This window comes from Paractinoplanes rhizophilus (assembly GCF_042664765.1).
GTDB classification, from domain to species: Bacteria; Actinomycetota; Actinomycetes; order Mycobacteriales; family Micromonosporaceae; genus Actinoplanes; species Actinoplanes rhizophilus.
In genome coordinates, this window is record NZ_JBHTBJ010000034.1 from 1 (window position 1) to 19,237 (window position 19,237).

Here is a 19,237-nt window from a genome sequence, read left to right on the forward strand (position 1 = left end):
CGCGCCACCCCGCCGCGCCGCATCGCGCCACCGCGCCGCACCGCAGCGCGCCGCACCCCCACCGCGCCGCACCGCGCACCGCCCGCCCCACCGAGCGCCATCCCCGCGCGACCGCCCCGCGCTGCCGGCGGATCTTGAAGGGTTGCCGTTCGGCGCGCACGGCAACTCTTCATCCCTTGCAGCCGCCCTGGGCTGCCGCCGGAAATATCCCTTATTCCCGGCGGATGCGCCGACGGCTTCCCACGATGCGAACCGCGTGCCCGTTGACCGGGACGGCTCGCCGACCTGCGGGACTCGGTCTCGCCATCCGATAGCCCCCGCCACATAGCGGGAACCCAACTCACCTCACAACCGGCGCCGGCGGCGGCACCCCATCCGAACCAGGCGGCTGGCCGCACCGTCCATCTGCCGGCCACGCTGCGGCAACAGACGCCCTGGTCAGACGGGCAGGGTCAGATCGCCTCTCCGCAAATCGCCGGGCATGCCGGCGGCGGCCGAGGCGGGGTCGGCGTTGAGCTCGATGATGTGGTTGTCGGCGTTCACGTGGACCACTCTCGGCCGGTACGCGCGAGCCTCGGCGTCGTCCATCTGGCCGTACGCGATGAGGATGACCAGGTCGCCGGGGTGGATCAGGTGGGCGGCGGCGCCGTTGATGCCGAGGACGCCGGTGCCGCGCTCGCCGGGGATCACGTACGTCTCCAGGCGAGCGCCGTTGGTGACGTCGACGATCGCCACCTGCTCGCCGGCCAGCAGGTCGGCGGCCTCCATCAGGTCCAGGTCGACGGTCACCGAGCCGACGTAGTGCAGGTCCGCCTGGGTCACGGTGGCTCGGTGGATCTTGGACTTGAGCATGGTGCGGAGCATCAGTGGCCCTTCAGCTGGAGCGGGACGTTGTCGATCAGGCGGGTGCTGCCGACGCGGGCGGCGACCAGCAGGCGAGCTGGACCCTCCGGGGGCGCCGGGCCCAGATCGGGAGCGGTCAGCGCCAGGTAGTCGACGCGGATGCCGGGCTCGCCGTCGAGGATCTTGGTGGCGGCGGCGAGGACCGCGTCGGGGTCGGTGTGCGTGGCGCCCTCGCGCAGCGCCCGGGAGAGGGCCAGCGCGGATGCCCGCTCGTCGGCCGACAGGTAGCGGTTGCGGCTGGACATGGCGAGGCCGTCGGGCTCGCGTACGGTCGGCACGGCGACGATCTCGACGCCGAGCTCGAGGTCGTGCGCCATGCGGCGGATCAGCGCCAGCTGCTGGAAGTCCTTCTCGCCGAAGAAAGCCACGTCGGCCCGGGTGAGCAGCAGCAGCTTCTCGACGACGGTGAGCATGCCGGAGAAGTGGCCGGGCCGGCTCGCGCCTTCGAGGATCTCGCCGAGCGGGCCGGCGTTCATGGTGATCGACGGCGCGCCGCCCGGGTACATCTCGTCGCGGCCCGGCGCGAAGACCACGCTGACGCCCTCGGCCCGGCACGCCTCGAGATCGGCCTCCAGGGTGCGCGGGTACTTGTCGAAGTCCTCGTTCGGCCCGAACTGCAGCGGGTTCACGAAGATGGTGACCAGCACGAACGTCGAGCGCTCACGGGCCGCCCGGATCAGCGCGCGGTGCCCGTCGTGCAACGCGCCCATGGTCATCACCACGGCGACCTCGTCGGTGGCGGCGGCGACCGCGGCCGCCAGCTCGGCCCGGGTGTGGATCAAAAGGGTCGGGATCGGGTCGGTCACCGCGCGCTCCCCACGCCGTCCCGAGACTGAGCGACGCCGGTCTGTGTGGCCCGGGACAGGACGTCCAGCAGGGGCGCGGCGTCCTGCGGGCGCAGGCGGCCGGAGGCGATCGCGCGGTCGGCGGTGCGGCGGGCCAGGGCGAGATAGGCCGTGCGGGCCGCCGGCGGCATGCGGTCGAGGTGCTTGCGTACGGTGCCGGCGTCGCCCCGGGAGACCGGGCCGGTCAGGGCCGTGTCGCCGAGGCGCAGGGCGTTGTCGAGGGCAGCCCGCAGCAGCGGCTCGAGCACCCGGCGAGGCTCCCCGACGCCGGCCGCGCGCAGCAGGTCGGCCGCCTCGTTGACCAGGGTGACCAGGTGGTTCGCGCCGTGGGCGAGCGCCGCGTGGTAGAGCGGGCGGGCGTCCTCGGCGATCCACTCGGGCACGCCGCCCAGGTCGGCGACCAGGCGGGTGGCGAACGTACGGTCCCGGGTGGTGACGCCCCAGGCGATGCCGGGAAGGCGGTCGAGATCCGAGTCGGCGCCCGTGAAGGTCATCGCGGGGTGCAGGGCCATGCCGTTCACATCGCCCAGAACGGCGAGTCCGTGAGCGCCGGAGGTGTGCGCCACCATCTGGCCCGGGCGCAGGGCGCCGGTGGCGGCCAGACCGGCCACCACAGCGCCGAGTGCGTCGTCGGGGACGGCCAGCAGCAAGAGATCGTCGGCGGCCCGGGCGACGTCGTCGGCCGGCAGGATCGCGGCGTCCGGCAGGAGCCGCCGGGCGCGATCGCGGGAGGCTGCGGAAACGGCCGCGGCGGCGACCACGTGGTGGCCCGCGGCGGTCAGAGCGGCGCCCAGCACGGCCCCGACGCGGCCGGCGCCCACGACGCCGACGCTGAGGGGACGCGCGCCGTGCCGGCCGCGCGACATTGCGCTCATATCAGGATCCAGTCCTCGAGAAGGGGTACCGGTCGAGCTGAAGTATGCGCTGCGGTAACACGCCGGTGACAACAGCGTGTGGTCAACTGCACCGCCTATCTTTTCCCCGTGACGACGTGGCGCGACGCGATGGCCGAGGGGCTTTACGGGCCGACGGGGTTCTTCACGAACGCCGCGAGCGGTCCGGCACAGCATTTCCGGACAAGTGCGCATGCGTCGCCGCTGTTCGCGCGGGCGGTGGCGCGGCTGGTCGAGCGGGTGGACGGGGCGCTCGGCCACCCCAAGGCGTTTGACCTGGTCGACGTGGGGGCCGGTCGCGGCGAGTTGCTGGCCACGCTGCGGGTCATGCTGCCGGACGAGCTCGTGCGGCGGACGCGGTTCACGGCGGTCGAAATCGCCCCGAGGCCGCCGGGACTCGATGGCGGCATCGCCTGGGCGCCGGAGGTGCCGGACCGGATCGCGGGGCTGCTGGTCGCCACGGAATGGCTGGACAACGTGCCGTTGGATGTTGCCGACGTCGACGACCACGGGCGGCTGCGGAAGGTCCTGGTCGACCCGGCGACCGGGGCGGAGTCGCTGGGCGGGTCGGTGGACGCCGCGGATCTGTTCTGGCTGGAGCGGTGGTGGCCGGCGGCCGGGCGGGTGGAGATCGGGTGGCCGCGGGACACGGCGTGGGCCGACGCGGTGAGCCGGGTGCGGCGGGGGTGTGCGCTGGCCGTCGACTACGGACATCTGCGGGACGACCGGCCGGCGTGGGGGACGCTCACCGGATTCCGGGGCGGGCGGCAGGTGCCGCCGGTGCCGGATGGGAGCTGCGACCTCACCGCGCACGTGGCCATGGACTCGATTGCGGCGGCGGCCGGGACGCCGTACGAGATGATCCGCCAGCGTGCGGCGCTGAAAGCGCTGGGGATCGACGGCGCCCGACCACCGCTTGATCTTGCGAGCCGCGACCCGGCGGCCTATCTCCGCGCCCTCTCGGCAGCGGGCGAGGCGGCCGAGCTGGTGGAGCCGGCGGGACTCGGCGGACACTGGTGGCTGCTGCACACGGTGGATGTGGACGGACGTGGGAGCATGCTTCTGTGACCGCATCCGACCACCCCGCCCGCCACCCGAAATCGGACTGAAGGCCGCCAAGATGCGTGAGATGACCGTGGGAACCGGGGCCGGGCTCGACACGGCCGACATGGTGCTCAACATCGGGCCGCAGCATCCGTCGACGCACGGGGTGTTGCGACTCAAGCTCACCCTCGACGGCGAGCGGGTGGTGGCCTGCGAGCCGATCGTCGGGTACATGCATCGTGGCGCCGAGAAGCTGTTCGAGGTGCGCGACTACCGGCAGATCATCATGCTGGCCAACCGGCACGACTGGCTGTCCGCGTTCGCCAACGAGCTGGGCGTCGCGCTGGCGGTCGAGCGTCTGATGGGCATCGAGGTGCCCGAGCGGGCGATCTGGCTGCGCACCGCGCTGGCCGAGCTCAACCGGGTGCTCAACCACCTGATGTTCCTCGGCTCCTACCCGCTGGAGATCGGCGCGATCACCCCGATGTTCTACGCGTTCCGCGAGCGGGAGACCCTGCAGGCGGTGATGGAGGAGGCCACCGGCGGCCGGATGCACTACATGTTCAACCGGGTCGGCGGCATCAAGGAGGAGGTCCCGGCCGGGTGGACCCGGCGCGCGCGGCAGGCGATCGGGCAGGTCCGGTCGCGCCTGCCGGATCTGGACCGGATCATCCGGCACAACGACATCTTCCTGGCCCGGACGGTCGGGGTGGGTGTGCTCACGGCGGCACAGGCGGCAGCGTACGGGGCGTCGGGGCCGGTGGCGCGGGCCAGCGGACTGGATTTCGACCTGCGGCGCGACGAGCCGTATTTGGCGTACGACCAGCTGACCGTGCCGGTGGTGACGAAGAAGAACGGCGACTGTCACTCACGGTTCGAGGTGCTGCTGGATCAGGCGTACGTGTCGCTGGACCTCGCCGAGGAGTGCCTCGACCGGGTCGACAAGATCTCGGGGCCGGTCAACGTGCGGCTGCCCAAGGTGGTGAAGGCGCCGGAGGGGCACACGTACGCGTGGACCGAGAACCCGCTCGGGGTGAACGGCTACTACCTGGTGTCGCGGGGCGAGAAGACGCCGTGGCGGCTCAAGCTGCGGACGGCCTCCTACGCCAACGTGCAGGCGTTGGCGACGCTGATCCCGGGCTGCCTGGTGCCCGACCTGATCGCCATCCTCGGGTCGATGTTCTTCGTGGTCGGCGACATCGACAAGTGAGTCAGCGCCGGCCGTAGCCCTGCACGTAGCGCTCGTCGGGCTGTGGCTGGTTGTCCCAGCCGGGGTAGGACGCGAAGTCGGCGAGGGTGCCGACGTTGGTGTCGTTGGCCGACGGGCGGTGGCGGCGAGCCTTGTAATTGGGATCGCCGGACGGCTGCCGGCTCGGGCCGTCATAGCCGCCGTCCAGCTCATAGCCGGTCGCGTCGTTGCCGACCGGGTCGTATCCGGTCTGCTCGTATCCGGTTGGGTCGTATCCGGTTGGGTCGTATCCGGTTGGGTCGTATCCGGTTGGGTCGTATCCGGTTGGGTCGTATCCGGTTGGGTCGTATCCGGTGGCGGCGTAGCTGGTCGCGTCGTAGGCTCGCGGGTCGTCGTCGCCGGATGGGCTGTAGCTGGTGGGGGCGGAGGCTGGACCGTGAGCGTTCGCGGTTGCGCGTCCGCCGCCGTTGATGGAGGCCCGGCCGTTGCTCGAGGCCCCTCCGTTGCTCGAGGCCCCTCCGTTGCTTGAGGGCCGGCCGTTGGCGGGCGGATAGCCGTTGGCCGGGGGATAGCCGTTGGCCGGGGGATAGCCGTTGGCGGGGGGATAGCCGTTGGCGGGCGGATAGCCGTAGTCGTCGCCGGGGTAATCGTCGGGCTCTTCGTAGCCGGTGCTGGGGACCCGGGCCGAGCCGTAGGTGCCGCCGGGCGACGCGCTGCCGGGCCGGACCGACGCCGAGGTGCGTGGCGGCGCGGAGGCGGGAACCGAGGCGGAGGCGCGTGGGGGCGCGGAGGCGGGAACCGAGGCGGAGGCGCGTGGGGGCGCCGACGCCGGGACCGAGGCCGAGCCGCGGGGCTGCGGGATGCCGGCCGAAGCCGATGCCGGCACGGGCCGGACGGCCGCGCTGGCCGTTGCGGCCGGGGCGGGGACGCTGGCCCGGCCCCCGCTGGCGAAGCCGGGGTCTCGGCGGGGTGCCGACGCGAACGGGTCATCCTCGGGCGGCACCGTCGGGACGTCGGCGAAGAAGCCGGAGCTGTCGGGATCGTCGAAGGCCGGAGCCATGCCAACGCCGCCCGGGCCGGGGCCGGGCGCGAAACCGTGGCCGCCGGAGTCGGGAGCGAAGCCGCGGCCGCCGGAGTCGGAAGCGAAGCCGCGGCCGCCGGAGCCAGGGGCGGGCAACGGGCCGGGGGCGGGCGCCAGGCCGGGAGCGGCGGCGTGGGCGAACTCGGCTCGCAGGTCTCGGCGCAGGGCCTCGACCTCCTCGGCGACGCGGTCCTCGACGTGCATGCGCTGGAGCACCGGGTCGCTGCGGATGAGCACCGAGGCGCCGATCAGCACGACGGCCACGGCGACCAGCAGCACGGCGAAGCGCACCGACCCCGAGCTGTCGCCGAGCAGCACGATCGCCGCGGCCACCGGGGCGAGCAGCACGCCCGCCCAGATCAGGCCGCGGAGCAGTCGCGAGCTGTGTCCAGTCTCGGGATCCCTCTCCGGCATGGGCGCCGATGTTACCCAGAGTGCGCCAGGATCGGAACGGCCAAGCGCCGGGCTTCGCGGGAAACCCGGCGCTTGTCCAACAAACGACTAGTTTTCGGTGAAATAGGTCACCCGGCCGCCAGGGCGCCGTCCGAGCTGAAGACCAGGCCGACGCTGATCGTGCCCTGCTTGAGGGCCGTCTTGGTCAGCGGGCCGCCCGCGTCCAGGCTGGAGAACTTGCCGGCCTGGAAGTTGTAGACGTCGACGAGGCCCTGCTGGCACTTGGGCCGCTGCGGGCACTCGGCCGGGCCGCCCAGCACGCTCGCCGCGCCGGAGCACTTGGCGGCCAGGTCGGACAGGGTCTTGACGCCGTACTGGTCGGCGAAGGCGGTCGTGGTCGCGAACGCGTTCTGGTCCTGCGCCTCGGACGCCTTGCCGAAGACCAGGCCGACCTTTTCGCCGAGGGCGGTCAGGTTGGTCACCGTGGTGGCCAGGTCGGACGAGGACGGATCCTTGCCGCTCTTGTCGACCTTGCCCTGCAGGAAGGTCGCGAGGGTGGCCGCGTACTCGGGGACGACGGAGATCTGACCCTTTTCCAGCGCCGGCTCGTACAGCTCGCGGTTGCCGATCTGCTGAACCTTGACCTTGAAGCCGGCCGCGGTCAGGACCTGGCCGTAGATCTCGCCGAGGGTGGCGCTCTCGCTGAAGTTCGCCGCGCCGACGGTGATGTTGCCGGAGCCCTTCTCGAGGCCCGCGGCGATGTTGTTGGTGGCGATGAACTCGGCGGCCGCGTCCTTCGAGGACTTGCGGTCGATGTCGACCGCCTTGTTGAGCGCGATCAGCTTGGTGGTGTCGAGCGCCGCCGAGACCTTGTCGAGCGCGGCGATCAGCTGCGGCGACGACGCCTTCTTGTTGATCGCGGGAATCACGTTGTCGGTGTTTTGCAGGTGCTTGTCGTCGGTGAGGACGACCAGCTCGTTGCCCGCGACCGGGGCGCACCCCTGGCCGGTGGCCGACGATGGGGGTGCCTCCGTGCCGGAGGAGCCGGCGCTGCCACAGCCGGCGAGAGTGACGATGGCCGCTGTGGCGCTCGTGGCCATCAGGAGCAGGTGTCGACGCATACTGCCGCCTTCTGTGTCCCGGCGCGGCCGTGTGGCCGTGCCGCGTGTCCGACGGGCAGCCGATGTGCGAATGCCCGTATGTGTGCAGCACCTAGGTCTACCCGCTGGGTATGACAACTTCGGGGAAAGATGCTCGTCCGTTACCCGGTCGTAGCCGCCCGGGCGACCCGGCGACGCCGCTCGGAACGCAGCGGACGGGGCGTGACCAGGCGTTCCAGCCCGGCGAACAGCGCCTCGGCGAGAAGTGCGAGGAGCACCACAGCGATGCCGCCGGCCACGATCTGGGCGCCGCCGACGCTGATGCCGAGCCCGAATCCGGCCGTGATGATCTGCCCGAGCCCGCCGCCGTTCACAAATGTCGCGAGCGTGGCGGTGGCCACCACCTGCACGACCGCCGTGCGCAGGCCGGACGCGAGGTATGGAACCGCGAGCGGCAGCTCGACCCGGCGCAGCAACTGCCCGCCGGAGAGGCCCATCCCGAGCGCCGCGTCCTTGGTCTCGGCGTCGACCGAGCGCAGCCCGGTGTACGCGTTCGCCAGCAGCGGCGGCACCGCGAAGACGGCGAGCGCGAGGACCACCGGGAGCTTGCCGAAGCCGATCGGGGTGAGCGGCAGGATGGTGAGCAGGGCCAGCGTCGGCAGCGCCCGGGTGAGGTTGGCCACGGTGACCACGACGCCGCCGCCCCGGCCGCGGTGGCCGAGCCAGATGCCCAGCGGGAGCCCGATCACGCAGCCGAGCAGCACCGCCCAGAACGTGATCACCAGGTGCTCCTGCAGGCGGTCGAGCAGACCGCCGGGGTTGGTCCAGTTCAGCGGGTCGTTGAGCCAGACGATGCCGTCGCGGAAATAGCTCATGCGAGGCGCCTCCGGCTCCACGGCGTCAGCAGTCGGCCCAGCCCGATCAGCGCGAGGTCGAAAACCAGGGCCAGCGCCACGCAGAGCACGGTGCCGGTCAGGATCTCGGCCTTGTAGAAGTTGTTCCAGAAGCCGCCCATGATCAGGTCGCCCAGCCCGCCCTGCCCGATGATCGCGCCGATCGTGACCAACGCCACCGTGGAGACCGTCGCCAGCCGCAGGCCGGTCACGATGCCGGGCAGCGCGAGCGGCAGCTCGACGTGCCAGAGGCGCCCGACCCGGCCGTACCCCATGCCGGACGCCGCGTCCCTGACCTCGGCCGGGACCTGGGTGAGACCGGTCAGCGCGTTGCGAACCACCAGCAGCAGGGCGTACAGCACCAGGGCGATCAGCACCGTCACCCGGCTGGTCGCGCCGAGCAGCGGGGCCAGCAGCGCGAGCAGCGCGAGGGACGGAATCGTGTACAGCACGCCGGAGAGTGCGAGAATCGGGCCGGTCAACGGTCTGATCCAGTAGGCGAGGACGGCGAGCGGCACGGCGACCAGCAGCGCGATCACCACGGTCTCGAGGGTGATCCCGATGTGGAAGCCGAGCTTGGACACGATGGTGTCCGCGTTGTCCTGGACGTACTGCCAGGAGAACCACGGATTGCCGGGCCCGTCACCGGCGGGAGCGGCCAGCGGCGGGAACGCCGGCGCCCGCGACAGGAAGGACATACGTGGACGCTACCGCGATCAACGGAGCCGGGCCCGCCCGGAGCGCGGCCTCGATCACGCTGGAGGACATCGGCAAGACGTACCCGGACGGGACGGTCGCGGTCGGCGACTTCAGCCTCGAGGTCCGCGCCGGGGAGCTCACCGTGCTGATCGGGCCGTCGGGCTGCGGCAAGTCCACGATCCTCCGCATGATCAACCGGCTAATCGAGCCGACCCACGGCCGGATCCTGATCGACGGCGAGGACATCCTCCAGCGGAACCCGGTCGAGCTGCGCCGGCACATCGGCTACGTGATCCAGAACGTGGGCCTCTTCCCGCACCAGAACATCCGCACCAACATCGGCACGGTCCCCCGCCTGCTCGGCTGGCCCAAGGCCAAGATCAACTCCCGCGCCGACGAACTGCTCGAGCTGGTCGGCCTCGACCCGGCCCGGTACGCCAAGCGATATCCGCACGAGCTCTCCGGCGGCCAGCGGCAGCGGGTCGGGGTGGCCCGGGCGCTCGCCGCCGATCCGCTGGTGCTGCTCATGGATGAGCCGTTCTCGGCGGTCGACCCGATCGCCCGCGGCCGGCTCCAGGAGGAGTTCCTGCGGCTGCAGGCCGCGGTGCGCAAGACGATCGTGCTGGTCACCCACGACATCGACGAGGCGGTGCGGCTCGGCGACCGGATCGCGGTGCTGGCCGAGGGCGGGCGGCTTCTGCAGTACGCGCCGCCGGCCGAGCTGCTGAGCCGGCCGGACTCGACGGCGGTGAGCGACTTCGTGGGCTCCGACCGGGGCATCCGGCGGCTGGCCGTCACCCCGCTCAAGCCGGCGATGACCCCGGCCGGCGCGGGGACCACGACGGGCGACCGGCCGACCGTGGGCGCCGGCGGCACGCTCTACGACGCGCTGGCCGCCATGCTCGCCGTCGACGCCGCCGAGGTGGTGGTCGTCGATGGCGAGCAGGCGGTGGGCGTCATCACCCGTACGTCAATCTTTGAAGTGCCCGAAGCGGAAGCGAAGGTCTGAGCGCACGGGTCATCTTGTGCCGCGGTAGCCGCCCAGCGTGGCCAGGCCGACGAGCCAGCCGACGAACAGCCCGTAGGTGGCGCCGCTGCCGGCCGCCTGGAACGCGCCGATCAGCGACGGGTTGTGCAGGAAGAGCGTGGTGAACAGCGCCGCGAAGCCGCCGGCGAAGATGTAGGACGCCCAGCCCGCGAAGAACTGGCTGATCGTGCCGCGGGCCCGGGCCAGCTGCGAGCCGGGCAGCAGGAACAGGAACAGCGCGGTGAGCACGATCAGCAGGATCGCGCGGAGGTCGCCCACGATGATCTCGCGCAGCGAGTCGTTGGAGTTGAACGACCAGCGCGGCCAGGCGAGCAGCCGCAGCCACCATCCGCCGGCCGTGTTGGGATTGGTGTTGTCGGATACCCAGTCCGCGTACCACGGGCTACCGAAGACGAGGACCAGTATGAGTGCGGCCAGCGTGCCCGCACCGGGTGCAGACTTGTACCGGTTGCCGAGAGCCATGCGCGGATATTTCCCAACGCGAATGGCTTTTCAAACGGCGGTCGCTCAGTCGTGGGTTTGCAGATAATCGATGAACGCGGCCCGGAGAAGGGGCTCCGACTCGCCGTACCCGTGCTCCTGGTAACCGCCGCGGCCCCGGAACTCCCGCCAGAGCGCGACGTACTCGTCGATGATCGGGCCGATCGAGTTGGGCGCGCCGTCGAGCTCGCCGACGTCGTCCGAGTCGGGCAGGTGCTTGCTGACGCTCCAGAAGAACTTGATGTCGCGGTGCTTGCGCGCCACGGCGAAGGCGCGCTCGCGCAGCTCCTCGGTGGGCAGGGCATCCAGCTCAGCGAAGCTCGGAGTGGTCATGACGGCAAGCATAGGGCCGCCCGGGTGCGCCGTTCCTACCGACCGGATCCCCACGGCCCCTCGTCCCAGCGGTCCGTACGCGCCGGGGTGGTCGACGCCGAGTTCCAGGCCTCCAGGTCGGGCGTCCAGTTGGTGACGCCGTTCGTGGGGGCGGCGTTCCAGTCCTCGCCGCTGCCCGGCGAGAGCGGCCGGCCGTACGTCTCGACCAGCCGGGTCACGATCAGGCCGCCGCCGAAGACGCAGGCCGCGGTCGCGAACAGCGCGATGTCCAGCTCCTTGCGGCTGGACCAGTCGAGGAAGAGGGTGAGCGCCGCGACCGCGAACAGCGTGCCGAAGACGCCGCCGCGCCGGCCGTACGCGCTGGTGCCGGCGAGCATGGCCAGGCCGACGGCGATGCCGGTCCACTCCAGGCCGGTGCCGGGGACGATGGGGGACGCCGACTGCGCGGCCAGCAGGATGCCGGCGCCGACCGCGAACGCCGACGAGAGGACCAGCGAGAGGATCACCGGGGCGGCTACCACCAGGCCGCGACGGTGGGCCGGGTCGCCGTGCGGGCGCAGGCCGCCCAGCCAGCGGCGCACCGGCGTGACGGTGCCGAGCGCGCCGCCGATCACGGCCAGCAGCGCGAACCCGCCGAAGAGGAAGAACGCCTGGTCGGTGGGGTCGTAGCCGCCCTGCACGACGACCGGGGCGGCGCGCAGCTGGTCGTAGACGATCACGCCGAGCGCGGCCGCGAGCGTGGCCGCCCAGCCGGGCACGTGCAGCACGAGGATGAGCAGGCCGATCGCGATCGCGCCGGCCGCCGCGATGATCAGCGCCGGGACCGCGGCCTTGAGCAGCCCCTGGTCGCCCTGCTCGGCGTAGTGCAGGGCGGCGGCCAGGGCGATCGGGCCGAGCGCGAGGTTGGGCACGCCGGCCCGCAGGGTCAGCCCACCGCCGAGGGTGAGCAGGCCGATCGCGGCGCCGGTCACCAGCAGGTTGTCGAGCGCGGGCCGCTTGAGGCTGGCCGGGTCGAGCCGCCAGAGCAGGAACGCGAAGGTGGCGGCCGCCAGCAGCAGCACGACCTCCCAGCCGAGATGGATGCCGAGCCGGTCGCGCCCGTCGTCGTCGCGGCGCAGCAGGTCGGGCGACGTGTCCGCGGCCGCGGCCTCGGCGGCCAGCTCCTCCCGGCGGCGCTGCTCGGCCGCGGCCAGGGTATTCGCTCGGTAGGCGGCCGGATCGGTCGGCTGTTCGTCAGTCCGACGGAAGGTCGTCTCGTCGTACGCCATCCTCGCGCCTCCTCGATGCTCGCGCCCCGAAGCATACGGATAGTGGTCGGTCTCAGTTCAAGGCCGAAATAGTGCCGGATCGACGACGGCGGGTGTCGGGCGGGTCATCGATTCTTGCCATCGGCAAGGATCGGCCGCCGCGGAGTCACCGCCGGCCGCTGGGGCGATCGGAGTCGTCCTCGTCCTTGGCGTCCGGCTTTTCCGGGATACGGCACGCGCGTTCGAGCCAGAGCGCGGCGCCGATCAACGCGAGCGCGGAGAGCAGGCCACCCGCGGCGGTCGGCAGGTCGTCGTGCGCGGCCTGGGTCGGCTCCATCGCGAGCCAGGCCACCAGGCCGGCCGAGAACCCGGCCGAGATCGCCCCGACGAGTGACGACGCCTTGGCCAGCGCGACGTAGCGGGCCACCGCGAGCGGGTCGACCGGCAGCGTGCCCGGTTTGCGGTGGATGCGGGCGCTCGTGTTCTGCGCCAGCAGGCCCTCGGCGATGGCCAGCACGACCAGCACGATCACCGGGGACCAGGGCAGATCGGGCAGCGCGGAGTAGGAGAAGCTGAGCAGCAGCCAGCCCAGCGCGGCCGCGGCGAGGCCGGCGACGATCAGCACCGAGATGCTCGTCGGCCGCATCGACGGATCCGACTTGGGCGCCTGCGGGTTGCTGCTCACGACCTCGACTCTAACGGCAGATCCGGGCGCGGGCTCATCCCGGCGAGGTCGGCGGCGAGGGCGGGGTCGTTGAGCAGGTCGGTCAGCCAGCCGTGGCCGGGCAGTTGCCCGTACGGCTGAATGTCGATCCACGGCCGCAACACGAACGCCCGCTGATGGGCCCGGGGGTGCGGGAGCGTCAGCTCCGGATCGTCGCTGATCACCGGCTGGTCGTCGGCGTTCCAGACCGCGATCACGTCCACGTCCAGCGTGCGCGGGCCGAAGCGGCGCTCCGGGTCGCGCACCCGGCCGGCCGCCGCTTCGCAGGCATGGGCCCGCTCCAGCCAGTCGTGCGGCGCGGCCGTCGCGTCGGTCGCCAGCACCACGGCGTTCAGGTACGCGGGCTGGTCGGTGTCGCCCCAGGGCGGGGTCTCGTAGATGCCGGAGACCACGGCCACGCTCTCGCCCAGCAGGCGGACCGCCTGCTGGAGGTGTCCGTAGCGGTCGCCCAGGTTGCTGCCGAGCGACAGCACCGCCCGGGTCACGACCGGCCCCGGCGCAGGGTGACGGACACGTCGGCGAACTCGTGCGGGATCGGCGCTCCCGGCTTGTGGACGGTGACCTCGGCGGTCGCCACCCGGTCGTCGGCCAGGCAGACCGTCAGCAGCCGGTCGGCCAGCGTCTCGATCAGGTTGACCGGCTCGCCGGTGAGCACCGCGATCAGGCGCTCGGCGAGCTCGCCGTAATGCACGGTGTCGGTCACGTCGTCGGTGGCGGCGGCCTTGCTCAGGTCGAGTTCCAGCACGACGTCGACCACGAAGTCCTGGCCCTCCCGGCGCTCGAAATCGAAGACGCCGTGAAAGCCGTGCGCCCGCAGGCCGCTCAGCGTGATCTTCCCGGACAAAAGTTCACCTCTTCCATTGCGGCGAGCCGTCAATTCTCGCGGGTTTTCAACCGCGGCGAGCCGGAGGCTCGCCAGACGGCCAGGGCGTCGGCGGTGCTGCGGACGTCGTGGACGCGTACGCCCCAGGCGCCGGCCGCCACCGCCAGGACCGAGGTCGCCAGCGTCGCGGCCTCGCGCTCGTCCACCGGCCGCGGGCGGCCCTCGGCGTCGGCCAGCAGCCGGCCGAGGTACGTCTTGCGGCTGGCCGCGAAGAGCACCGGGAAGCCGAGGTCGACGAAGACGTCGAGACGCCGGGTGAGCTGCCAGTTGTGCTCGGCGTTCTTGGCGAAGCCCAGGCCCGGGTCGAGAATGATCTGTCGCGGGTCGACGCCGGCGCCGACCGCGTCGTCCACCCGCTCGAGCAGCTCGGCACGGACCTCGGCGACCACATCGTGGTACACGGCGAGTTTGTTCATGTCGCGGGAGTGGCCGCGCCAGTGCATGAGGACCCACGGGCAGCCGGCGTCGCGGGCCACCCCGGCCATCGCCGGGTCGGCCAGGCCCCCGGAGACGTCGTTGATCACGGTGGCGCCGGCCTCGAGGGCGGCTGCCGCGACAGTGGCCCGGGTGGTGTCGATGCTGATCGGCACGCCCGCGGCGGCCAGGGCGGTGATCACCGGGACGACCCGGGTGGTCTCGGTCGCGGCGTCCACCCGCTCGGCGCCGGGCCGGGTCGATTCCCCGCCGATGTCCACGATGTCCGCGCCGGCGCGGCGCAAGGCCATGCCATGTTCGACGGCGGCGTCCACGTCGGTGTACCGGCCGCCGTCCGAGAAGGAGTCCGGGGTGACGTTGACGATCCCCATCACGACCGGGTGATCTCGGCGGATAGTTGCCCCGCCTGTGAGCTGCGCATCCGTTGCCTGACTCGTCACGGAACGAGGGTAGGACGGACGGGTTGTGGCACGTATGTACGATGTCTGGTGACTCATTTTCACGCATGCGTTTACCTTGCGTAACGAATGGGCCGCTTGAAGCCAAGAAAAACGCGCCGTACTCTTCGGATCTGGGCATCATGAAGGAACCGAAGAGAGCAGACGAGCATGGCAGTGCCCGAACAGCTCACTCGACGCGGTGAGCTGGAAGTAGCACGATATGGGCGTCGCCGTGCGGCTTCACAACTGCGACGTGTCCGGACCCCCCTAACCGGACACGGGGAGGTTTACCAATGATCGCCACCGAGCTCGCCACGCAAGTCGTGGCAGCCGTCCAGCAGGGAACGCTGGCCGCACCCGAGCCCAAGGGCATCAACACCCAAGGCATCGTCACTTTCTTCGCCAGCAACATCGCGCCGATCCTTCTCGCGGTGCTCGGCGTGATCTTCATCGGGCGCGCCAGCCGCGGTGAGATCTCGAAGGTGCTGACCAGCTCGGCCATCGCCATCGTCGGTCTCGCGTTCATCGCGGGCGCGGCGACGTTGTTCTTCGTCGGCGACTACCTCATCGATCTGATCTTCAGCTGAGATGCGGCTTCGTACCGACGACGACATCTACCGGGCGCGCTTGGTCTATCTGGGTCCGCCCGGATACACGCTGCCCATCCACTTGCCGTACGCGCAGTACGGCATGTTCGTCGCGCTGGTCCCCCTGTTCATGCTCGGGCACTACCTGCTCACGTTCGACTTCGACGTGTTCCCGGCGTGGGAGATAGCCCTCGCCATGGTCACGACGTCCTACGTGTTCCGGCACGTCGACCCCGACCGGCCGGCGCGGGTCGTCATCCGCACCGCGCTCACCGACTGGCGCCGGACGCGCGAGCCGGCCGTGGAACAACGCGATCCGAGACTTGTCGCCACTCGCATCCGGGTTCGGGAGGAGTTGGTATGACCAGTTTTGCCGCACGCTCCCTCGGGGTTGGCGCATGACCGGATCACTACCGCACGGGCATCCCCGCGCGGACGCAGCCGCGCAGGGCAGGCAGAGTAACGGTATGCGTTCGGACCACTACTCTGCGGCGGATTCGGCGGAAACCAATCCTGAAGAGCTTGTCGCCGCGCCGGGGCACGGCGCGGTCGGTGTCTTCCAGGCGCCGCAGCCGGTCCGGCCGCGCAACGGGACGGTCGACACCACGCTCGACATCGACTCGCCGTTCCTCGACCTGTTCGGCGGGCCGCCGGTCTCGGCGGCGCCGGTCAGCCCGCCTCCGCCGGCCGCGCCTCCGCCTTCGCCGGAGCCCGACGCCGAGTTCGACTTCGGGTTCGATTTCGACTCTCCGGCGACGGCCGGTCCCAAATCGCTGCGGCCATCGTCTGCGCCGCCATCTTCTGCCCCGCCGTCTTCTGCGCCGCCATCGTCTGCCCGGCCATCGTCTGCGCCGCCGTCTTCTGCGCCGCCGTCTTCTGCGCCGCCGTCTTCTGCGCCGCCATTTTCTGGCCCCCCGTCGCAGGCCGCCGCGCCGGTGTCCGCGCCGCCTCCGGCCGGTGCCGCGTCTCCGGCTCCGCCCGCTTCTGTTCCACCGGCCTCCGTTCCACCGGCCTCTGCTCCACCGGCCTCTGTTCCGCCGGCTTCCGCGCCGCCGGCTGGGGTGGATGCCGGCGGCTGGGGCGCGCCCGAGCCGGTCTCGTCGTTCCGCCGGGCGCCGGCCGGGCCGGAGGCCGACTTCTTCCAGGACAACGGCGGCCGGGCCGACGATCAGTGGCCCGACCTCGACGACTGGCCGGCGAACCCGCCGGTCGCCGTCGCGCCGCCGGAAACCCCGGCGCCGCTGTGGCAGACGGTCGAGTCGCGGCCCGCTCCGGTCGGGGCCGTGCAGCCGTACGCGCCGCCCGCGCCGACCGAACCGGACACCGCCCTGCCCGTACCCTCGCCGGCGAAGCCGCCCGCGAAGCGCAAGGAAAAGTCCCCGGCCCGGAAAAAGAAGGAGAACCTTCCCGCGCGTCCTTCGAAGAAGGACGTGAAGGCCGCGCAGCTACGCCCGCACAAGCTCAAGTTCAACGACCGCGACCCGGCCATGGAGCTGGCGATCAGCGAGATCGCCGGGCACCTGACGTTCACGCAGAGCACGGTCACGGCCTGGTACTCGCTGCCCGAGGTGCGGTGGGCGTTCCGGCCCGACGCCGAGCGTGAGGCGCTGCTGTCGGCGATCTCCGAGCAGTACGCCGGCCTCGCCGGGTTCCGCCTGCACCTGCGGCGCACCAACCGGCCCTTCCCGGCCGACGAGTGGGCCCGCACGGTCGACTCGTTCACCGCCAAGCCGCTGCCCGACGTGCGCGGCGCGACCTCCTGGTCCGATCACCTCGTCGCGGCGCAGCGCCACCTGCTCTCGGTCAACCACGCCGAGGGGCAGACCTATCTCGGCGTGACGTTCGCCCGGCGGTCGCTGGGCGACACGTTCAGCGAGCGGATCCTGCGCATGTTCGGCAAAGGCACCTCGGACGGCGAGCGGCGCAAGCTCGGCCGCACCGTCGAGCAGTTCGACGAGGTGCTCAACGCGTTCGGCATGCGCGGCCGCCGGGTCATGCCGGCCGAGCTGGAATGGCTGATGTACCGCTCGGTGGCGCTGTGCATGGCGCCGCCCGCGCTGCTCTCGCCGATCACCAACGGGCAATGGGAGACCGGCGACCTGCTCGCGCTCACCGAGCAGGTCGAGCGGTACCGGACGCCGTACGGCTCGACGGTGAAGCTGGTCAACCGGATGACCGGCGAGGAACGGCACGTCGCCGTGCTCTCGGTCGGCCGGATGGAGCCGCTCGAGATCCCCGAGAAGCACGAGCCGTGGCTGCACTTCCACGAGCGGCTGCCATGGCCGATGGAGCTGTCCTCGCGGATCGACATCCTCGGGTCCAACAGCTCGTTCAAGAACCTCGAGCACCGGCTCCGCATGATCCGCTCGCAGCAGCTCGACTACGCCGAGCACGGCATCGACGCGCCGCCCGAGCTGGAGCGTCTCGCCAAGCGGGCGCTGGTGATCGGCGACGAGATGACCACCGGCCTGCCGGTCGAGTCGGCCCGCGCGCACGGCTGGCACCGGATAGCGGTCGGCGGCGCCACCCGCGAGGAGTGCCTCGAACGGGCCCGCCGGCTCATCCAGCTGTACTCGCGGGAACTGCGGATCTCACTGCAGCACCCGAAGAACCAGGATCAGCTGGCCCGCGAGTTCATCCCCGGCGAGCCGATCGCCAACACCGGGTACGTCCGGCGCATGCCGGTCAAATTGCTCGCCGCGGCGTTGCCGCAGGCGGCATCGACCGTCGGCGACCGTCGTGGCGACCTCATCGGGCGTACGGCGGGGACGTGCCGGCGCCCGGTCTTCCTCGACCTGCACTTCCCGATGGAGGTGCGGGAGCGCTCGGGCCTGGGCGTGTTCGTGGCCGAGCCCGGCGGTGGCAAGTCGACGCTGATGGGCGCGCTGGGCTACCTGAACGCCCGCCGCGGCGTCCAGGTGACTCTGCTCGACCCGTCCGGCCCGCTCGCCCGGCTGTGCCAGATGCCCGAGCTGCGGCCGTACTCCCGGGTCTTGAACTTGACCGGCTCGGAACAGGGGACCTTGGCGCCGTATGCGCTGATCCCGACCCCGGTCCGGTCCGAGTTCCCGACCGGGCCCGGCGGCGACCGCGAATTCGAGATCGCGGTCTCCAACGCCCGCGCCGAGCGCCGCATGCTGGTGCAGGACATCTGCTCGATGCTGGTGCCGCCGCAGGTTGCTAAGGAAGCCTCCACGGCGACCCTGCTCCGGCACGCGGTCCGGCAGGTGCCCGCCGAGGAGTCGTCCACCCTCGACGACGTGGTCCGCACCCTGCAGGGCCTCGACCACGAGGGCCAGGAGCTGGCGAACCTGCTGCTGGACACCGCGGAGATGCCGCTGGCGCTGCTGTTCTTCGGCTCGCCGCCACAGCACCTGCTGGGCGCCGACGCGGCGCTGACGGTCATCACGATGGCCGGCCTCCGCCTGCCCGACCTCAAGATCGAGCGCGAGTACTGGTCGGCCGAGGAGGCGCTGGCGCTGCCGATGCTGCACACGGCTCACCGCTTGGCGGTACGCCGCTGCTACGGCGGCTCGATGTCGTCCCGCAAGATGGTCGGCCTGGACGAGGCGCACTTCATGGAGGGCTGGCGCTCCGGCCGGTCGTTCCTGGTGCGGCTCGCCCGTGACTCCCGGAAGTGGAACCTGGCGGCGCTGGTGGCGTCGCAGAACCCGCGCGACATCCTCGGGCTGGACGTGCAAAACCTGGTCTCCACGGTCTTCGTGGGCCGCATCGCGGAGGACCAGGAGATCGCGTCGGAGGCGCTGCGCCTGCTGCGGGTGCCGGTCCACGATGGGTACGAGGCAACGCTGGCGTCCCTCTCCCAGGTCGACACGTCGTCGTCGAACCGGCTCGGCTTCCGCGAGTTCGTGATGCGCGACGTGGACGGGCGCGTCCAAAAGGTACGGGTGGACGTGTCGTACGTCGAGGGCCTGCTGGAGCACCTGGACACCACGCCCACGGCGGCCAAGGCGCCGTCGTCGGCAATCCCGATGTCTGCCCCGGACATGGAGGCCTGAC

General features: G+C 71.6%; 21 protein-coding genes. 6 read left to right on the forward strand and 15 right to left on the reverse strand.

Annotation, left to right across the window (positions count from 1 at the left end; translation table 11 throughout):
- Positions 1-438: 438 nt before the first annotated feature.
- Genes panD through ACFQS1_RS31415 form a run of 3 tightly spaced genes read right to left on the reverse strand, consistent with a single transcriptional unit; the run spans position 439 to position 2,623 of the window.
- Positions 439-864 carry an aspartate 1-decarboxylase gene (panD, locus tag ACFQS1_RS31405; protein WP_378975413.1) on the reverse strand — a complete coding sequence of 142 codons (426 nt, stop codon included), beginning with the start codon at positions 862-864 and terminating at the stop codon, positions 439-441.
- A complete protein-coding gene (gene panC / locus ACFQS1_RS31410) occupies positions 864-1,709 on the reverse strand; it encodes a pantoate--beta-alanine ligase (RefSeq protein ID WP_378975415.1) in 846 nt (281 codons plus the stop codon). The genes panD and panC overlap by 1 nt, the downstream gene beginning before the upstream one ends.
- Positions 1,706-2,623, reverse strand: coding sequence for a Rossmann-like and DUF2520 domain-containing protein (locus ACFQS1_RS31415; RefSeq protein WP_378975417.1), 918 nt, complete (start codon positions 2,621-2,623; stop codon positions 1,706-1,708). Before ACFQS1_RS31415 ends, panC begins: the two co-directional genes overlap by 4 nt.
- Before the next feature lie 129 nt (positions 2,624-2,752).
- Here ACFQS1_RS31415 and ACFQS1_RS31420 point away from each other — a divergent pair, with 129 nt between their 5' ends.
- The gene (locus tag ACFQS1_RS31420) at positions 2,753-3,709 is read left to right on the forward strand and encodes an SAM-dependent methyltransferase (protein ID WP_378975555.1); all 957 of its coding nucleotides are present in this window, start codon (positions 2,753-2,755) and stop codon (positions 3,707-3,709) included.
- Between the two features lie 52 nt (positions 3,710-3,761).
- Positions 3,762-4,895, forward strand: coding sequence for an NADH-quinone oxidoreductase subunit D (locus tag ACFQS1_RS31425; protein WP_378975419.1), 1,134 nt, complete (start codon positions 3,762-3,764; stop codon positions 4,893-4,895).
- Between the two features lies 1 nt (position 4,896).
- Here the strand turns inward: ACFQS1_RS31425 and ACFQS1_RS31430 are convergent, their stop codons facing one another.
- From ACFQS1_RS31430 to ACFQS1_RS31445, 4 genes are all read right to left on the reverse strand, one after another.
- Entirely contained in the window at positions 4,897-6,369 is a 1,473-nt protein-coding gene (locus tag ACFQS1_RS31430) for a hypothetical protein (protein WP_378975421.1), read from the reverse strand.
- 107 nt (positions 6,370-6,476) lie between these two features.
- A complete protein-coding gene (locus ACFQS1_RS31435; protein ID WP_378975423.1) occupies positions 6,477-7,469 on the reverse strand; it encodes a glycine betaine ABC transporter substrate-binding protein in 993 nt (330 codons plus the stop codon).
- Between the two features lie 140 nt (positions 7,470-7,609).
- On the reverse strand, positions 7,610-8,323 hold the full coding sequence (locus tag ACFQS1_RS31440) for an ABC transporter permease (RefSeq protein ID WP_378975425.1): 714 nt from the start codon (positions 8,321-8,323) through the stop codon (positions 7,610-7,612).
- Positions 8,320-9,039 (reverse strand): ABC transporter permease, encoded by a 720-nt coding sequence (locus ACFQS1_RS31445; protein WP_378975427.1) that lies wholly within the window; start codon positions 9,037-9,039, stop codon positions 8,320-8,322. The genes ACFQS1_RS31440 and ACFQS1_RS31445 overlap by 4 nt, the downstream gene beginning before the upstream one ends.
- Positions 9,040-9,041: 2 nt before the next feature.
- Here ACFQS1_RS31445 and ACFQS1_RS31450 point away from each other — a divergent pair, with 2 nt between their 5' ends.
- A complete protein-coding gene (locus ACFQS1_RS31450; protein WP_378975429.1) occupies positions 9,042-10,049 on the forward strand; it encodes an ABC transporter ATP-binding protein in 1,008 nt (335 codons plus the stop codon).
- Positions 10,050-10,058: 9 nt separating this feature from the next.
- Here the strand turns inward: ACFQS1_RS31450 and ACFQS1_RS31455 are convergent, their stop codons facing one another.
- From ACFQS1_RS31455 to folP, 7 genes are all read right to left on the reverse strand, one after another.
- Positions 10,059-10,550, reverse strand: a complete 492-nt coding sequence (locus ACFQS1_RS31455; protein ID WP_378975431.1) for a hypothetical protein — start codon at positions 10,548-10,550, stop codon at positions 10,059-10,061.
- A gap of 45 nt (positions 10,551-10,595) precedes the next feature.
- On the reverse strand, positions 10,596-10,901 hold the full coding sequence (locus tag ACFQS1_RS31460; protein WP_378975433.1) for a hypothetical protein: 306 nt from the start codon (positions 10,899-10,901) through the stop codon (positions 10,596-10,598).
- 35 nt (positions 10,902-10,936) lie between these two features.
- Positions 10,937-12,169, reverse strand: a complete 1,233-nt coding sequence (locus ACFQS1_RS31465; protein ID WP_378975435.1) for an ABC transporter permease — start codon at positions 12,167-12,169, stop codon at positions 10,937-10,939.
- Between the two features lie 145 nt (positions 12,170-12,314).
- Positions 12,315-12,794 (reverse strand): DUF3180 domain-containing protein, encoded by a 480-nt coding sequence (locus ACFQS1_RS31470; protein WP_378975557.1) that lies wholly within the window; start codon positions 12,792-12,794, stop codon positions 12,315-12,317.
- A gap of 35 nt (positions 12,795-12,829) precedes the next feature.
- The gene (gene folK, locus ACFQS1_RS31475) at positions 12,830-13,357 is read right to left on the reverse strand and encodes a 2-amino-4-hydroxy-6-hydroxymethyldihydropteridine diphosphokinase (RefSeq protein WP_378975437.1); all 528 of its coding nucleotides are present in this window, start codon (positions 13,355-13,357) and stop codon (positions 12,830-12,832) included.
- Positions 13,354-13,716, reverse strand: coding sequence for a dihydroneopterin aldolase (folB, locus tag ACFQS1_RS31480; protein WP_378975439.1), 363 nt, complete (start codon positions 13,714-13,716; stop codon positions 13,354-13,356). The genes folK and folB overlap by 4 nt, the downstream gene beginning before the upstream one ends.
- A gap of 29 nt (positions 13,717-13,745) precedes the next feature.
- A complete protein-coding gene (gene folP / locus ACFQS1_RS31485; RefSeq protein WP_378975559.1) occupies positions 13,746-14,561 on the reverse strand; it encodes a dihydropteroate synthase in 816 nt (271 codons plus the stop codon).
- 362 nt (positions 14,562-14,923) lie between these two features.
- On the opposite strand from folP, the gene ACFQS1_RS31490 reads away from it, so the two are divergent.
- Entirely contained in the window at positions 14,924-15,217 is a 294-nt protein-coding gene (locus tag ACFQS1_RS31490) for a hypothetical protein (protein ID WP_378975441.1), read from the forward strand.
- A 1-nt stretch (position 15,218) separates the two neighbouring features.
- Positions 15,219-15,581, forward strand: coding sequence for a hypothetical protein (locus tag ACFQS1_RS31495; protein ID WP_378975443.1), 363 nt, complete (start codon positions 15,219-15,221; stop codon positions 15,579-15,581).
- A 305-nt stretch (positions 15,582-15,886) separates the two neighbouring features.
- Here ACFQS1_RS31495 and ACFQS1_RS40635 read toward each other — a convergent pair whose 3' ends face one another.
- Positions 15,887-16,210, reverse strand: a complete 324-nt coding sequence (locus ACFQS1_RS40635) for a hypothetical protein (RefSeq protein ID WP_417629337.1) — start codon at positions 16,208-16,210, stop codon at positions 15,887-15,889.
- 68 nt (positions 16,211-16,278) lie between these two features.
- On the opposite strand from ACFQS1_RS40635, the gene ACFQS1_RS31500 reads away from it, so the two are divergent.
- Positions 16,279-19,236 (forward strand): ATP-binding protein, encoded by a 2,958-nt coding sequence (locus tag ACFQS1_RS31500; RefSeq protein WP_417629338.1) that lies wholly within the window; start codon positions 16,279-16,281, stop codon positions 19,234-19,236.
- Position 19,237 lies beyond the last annotated feature (1 nt).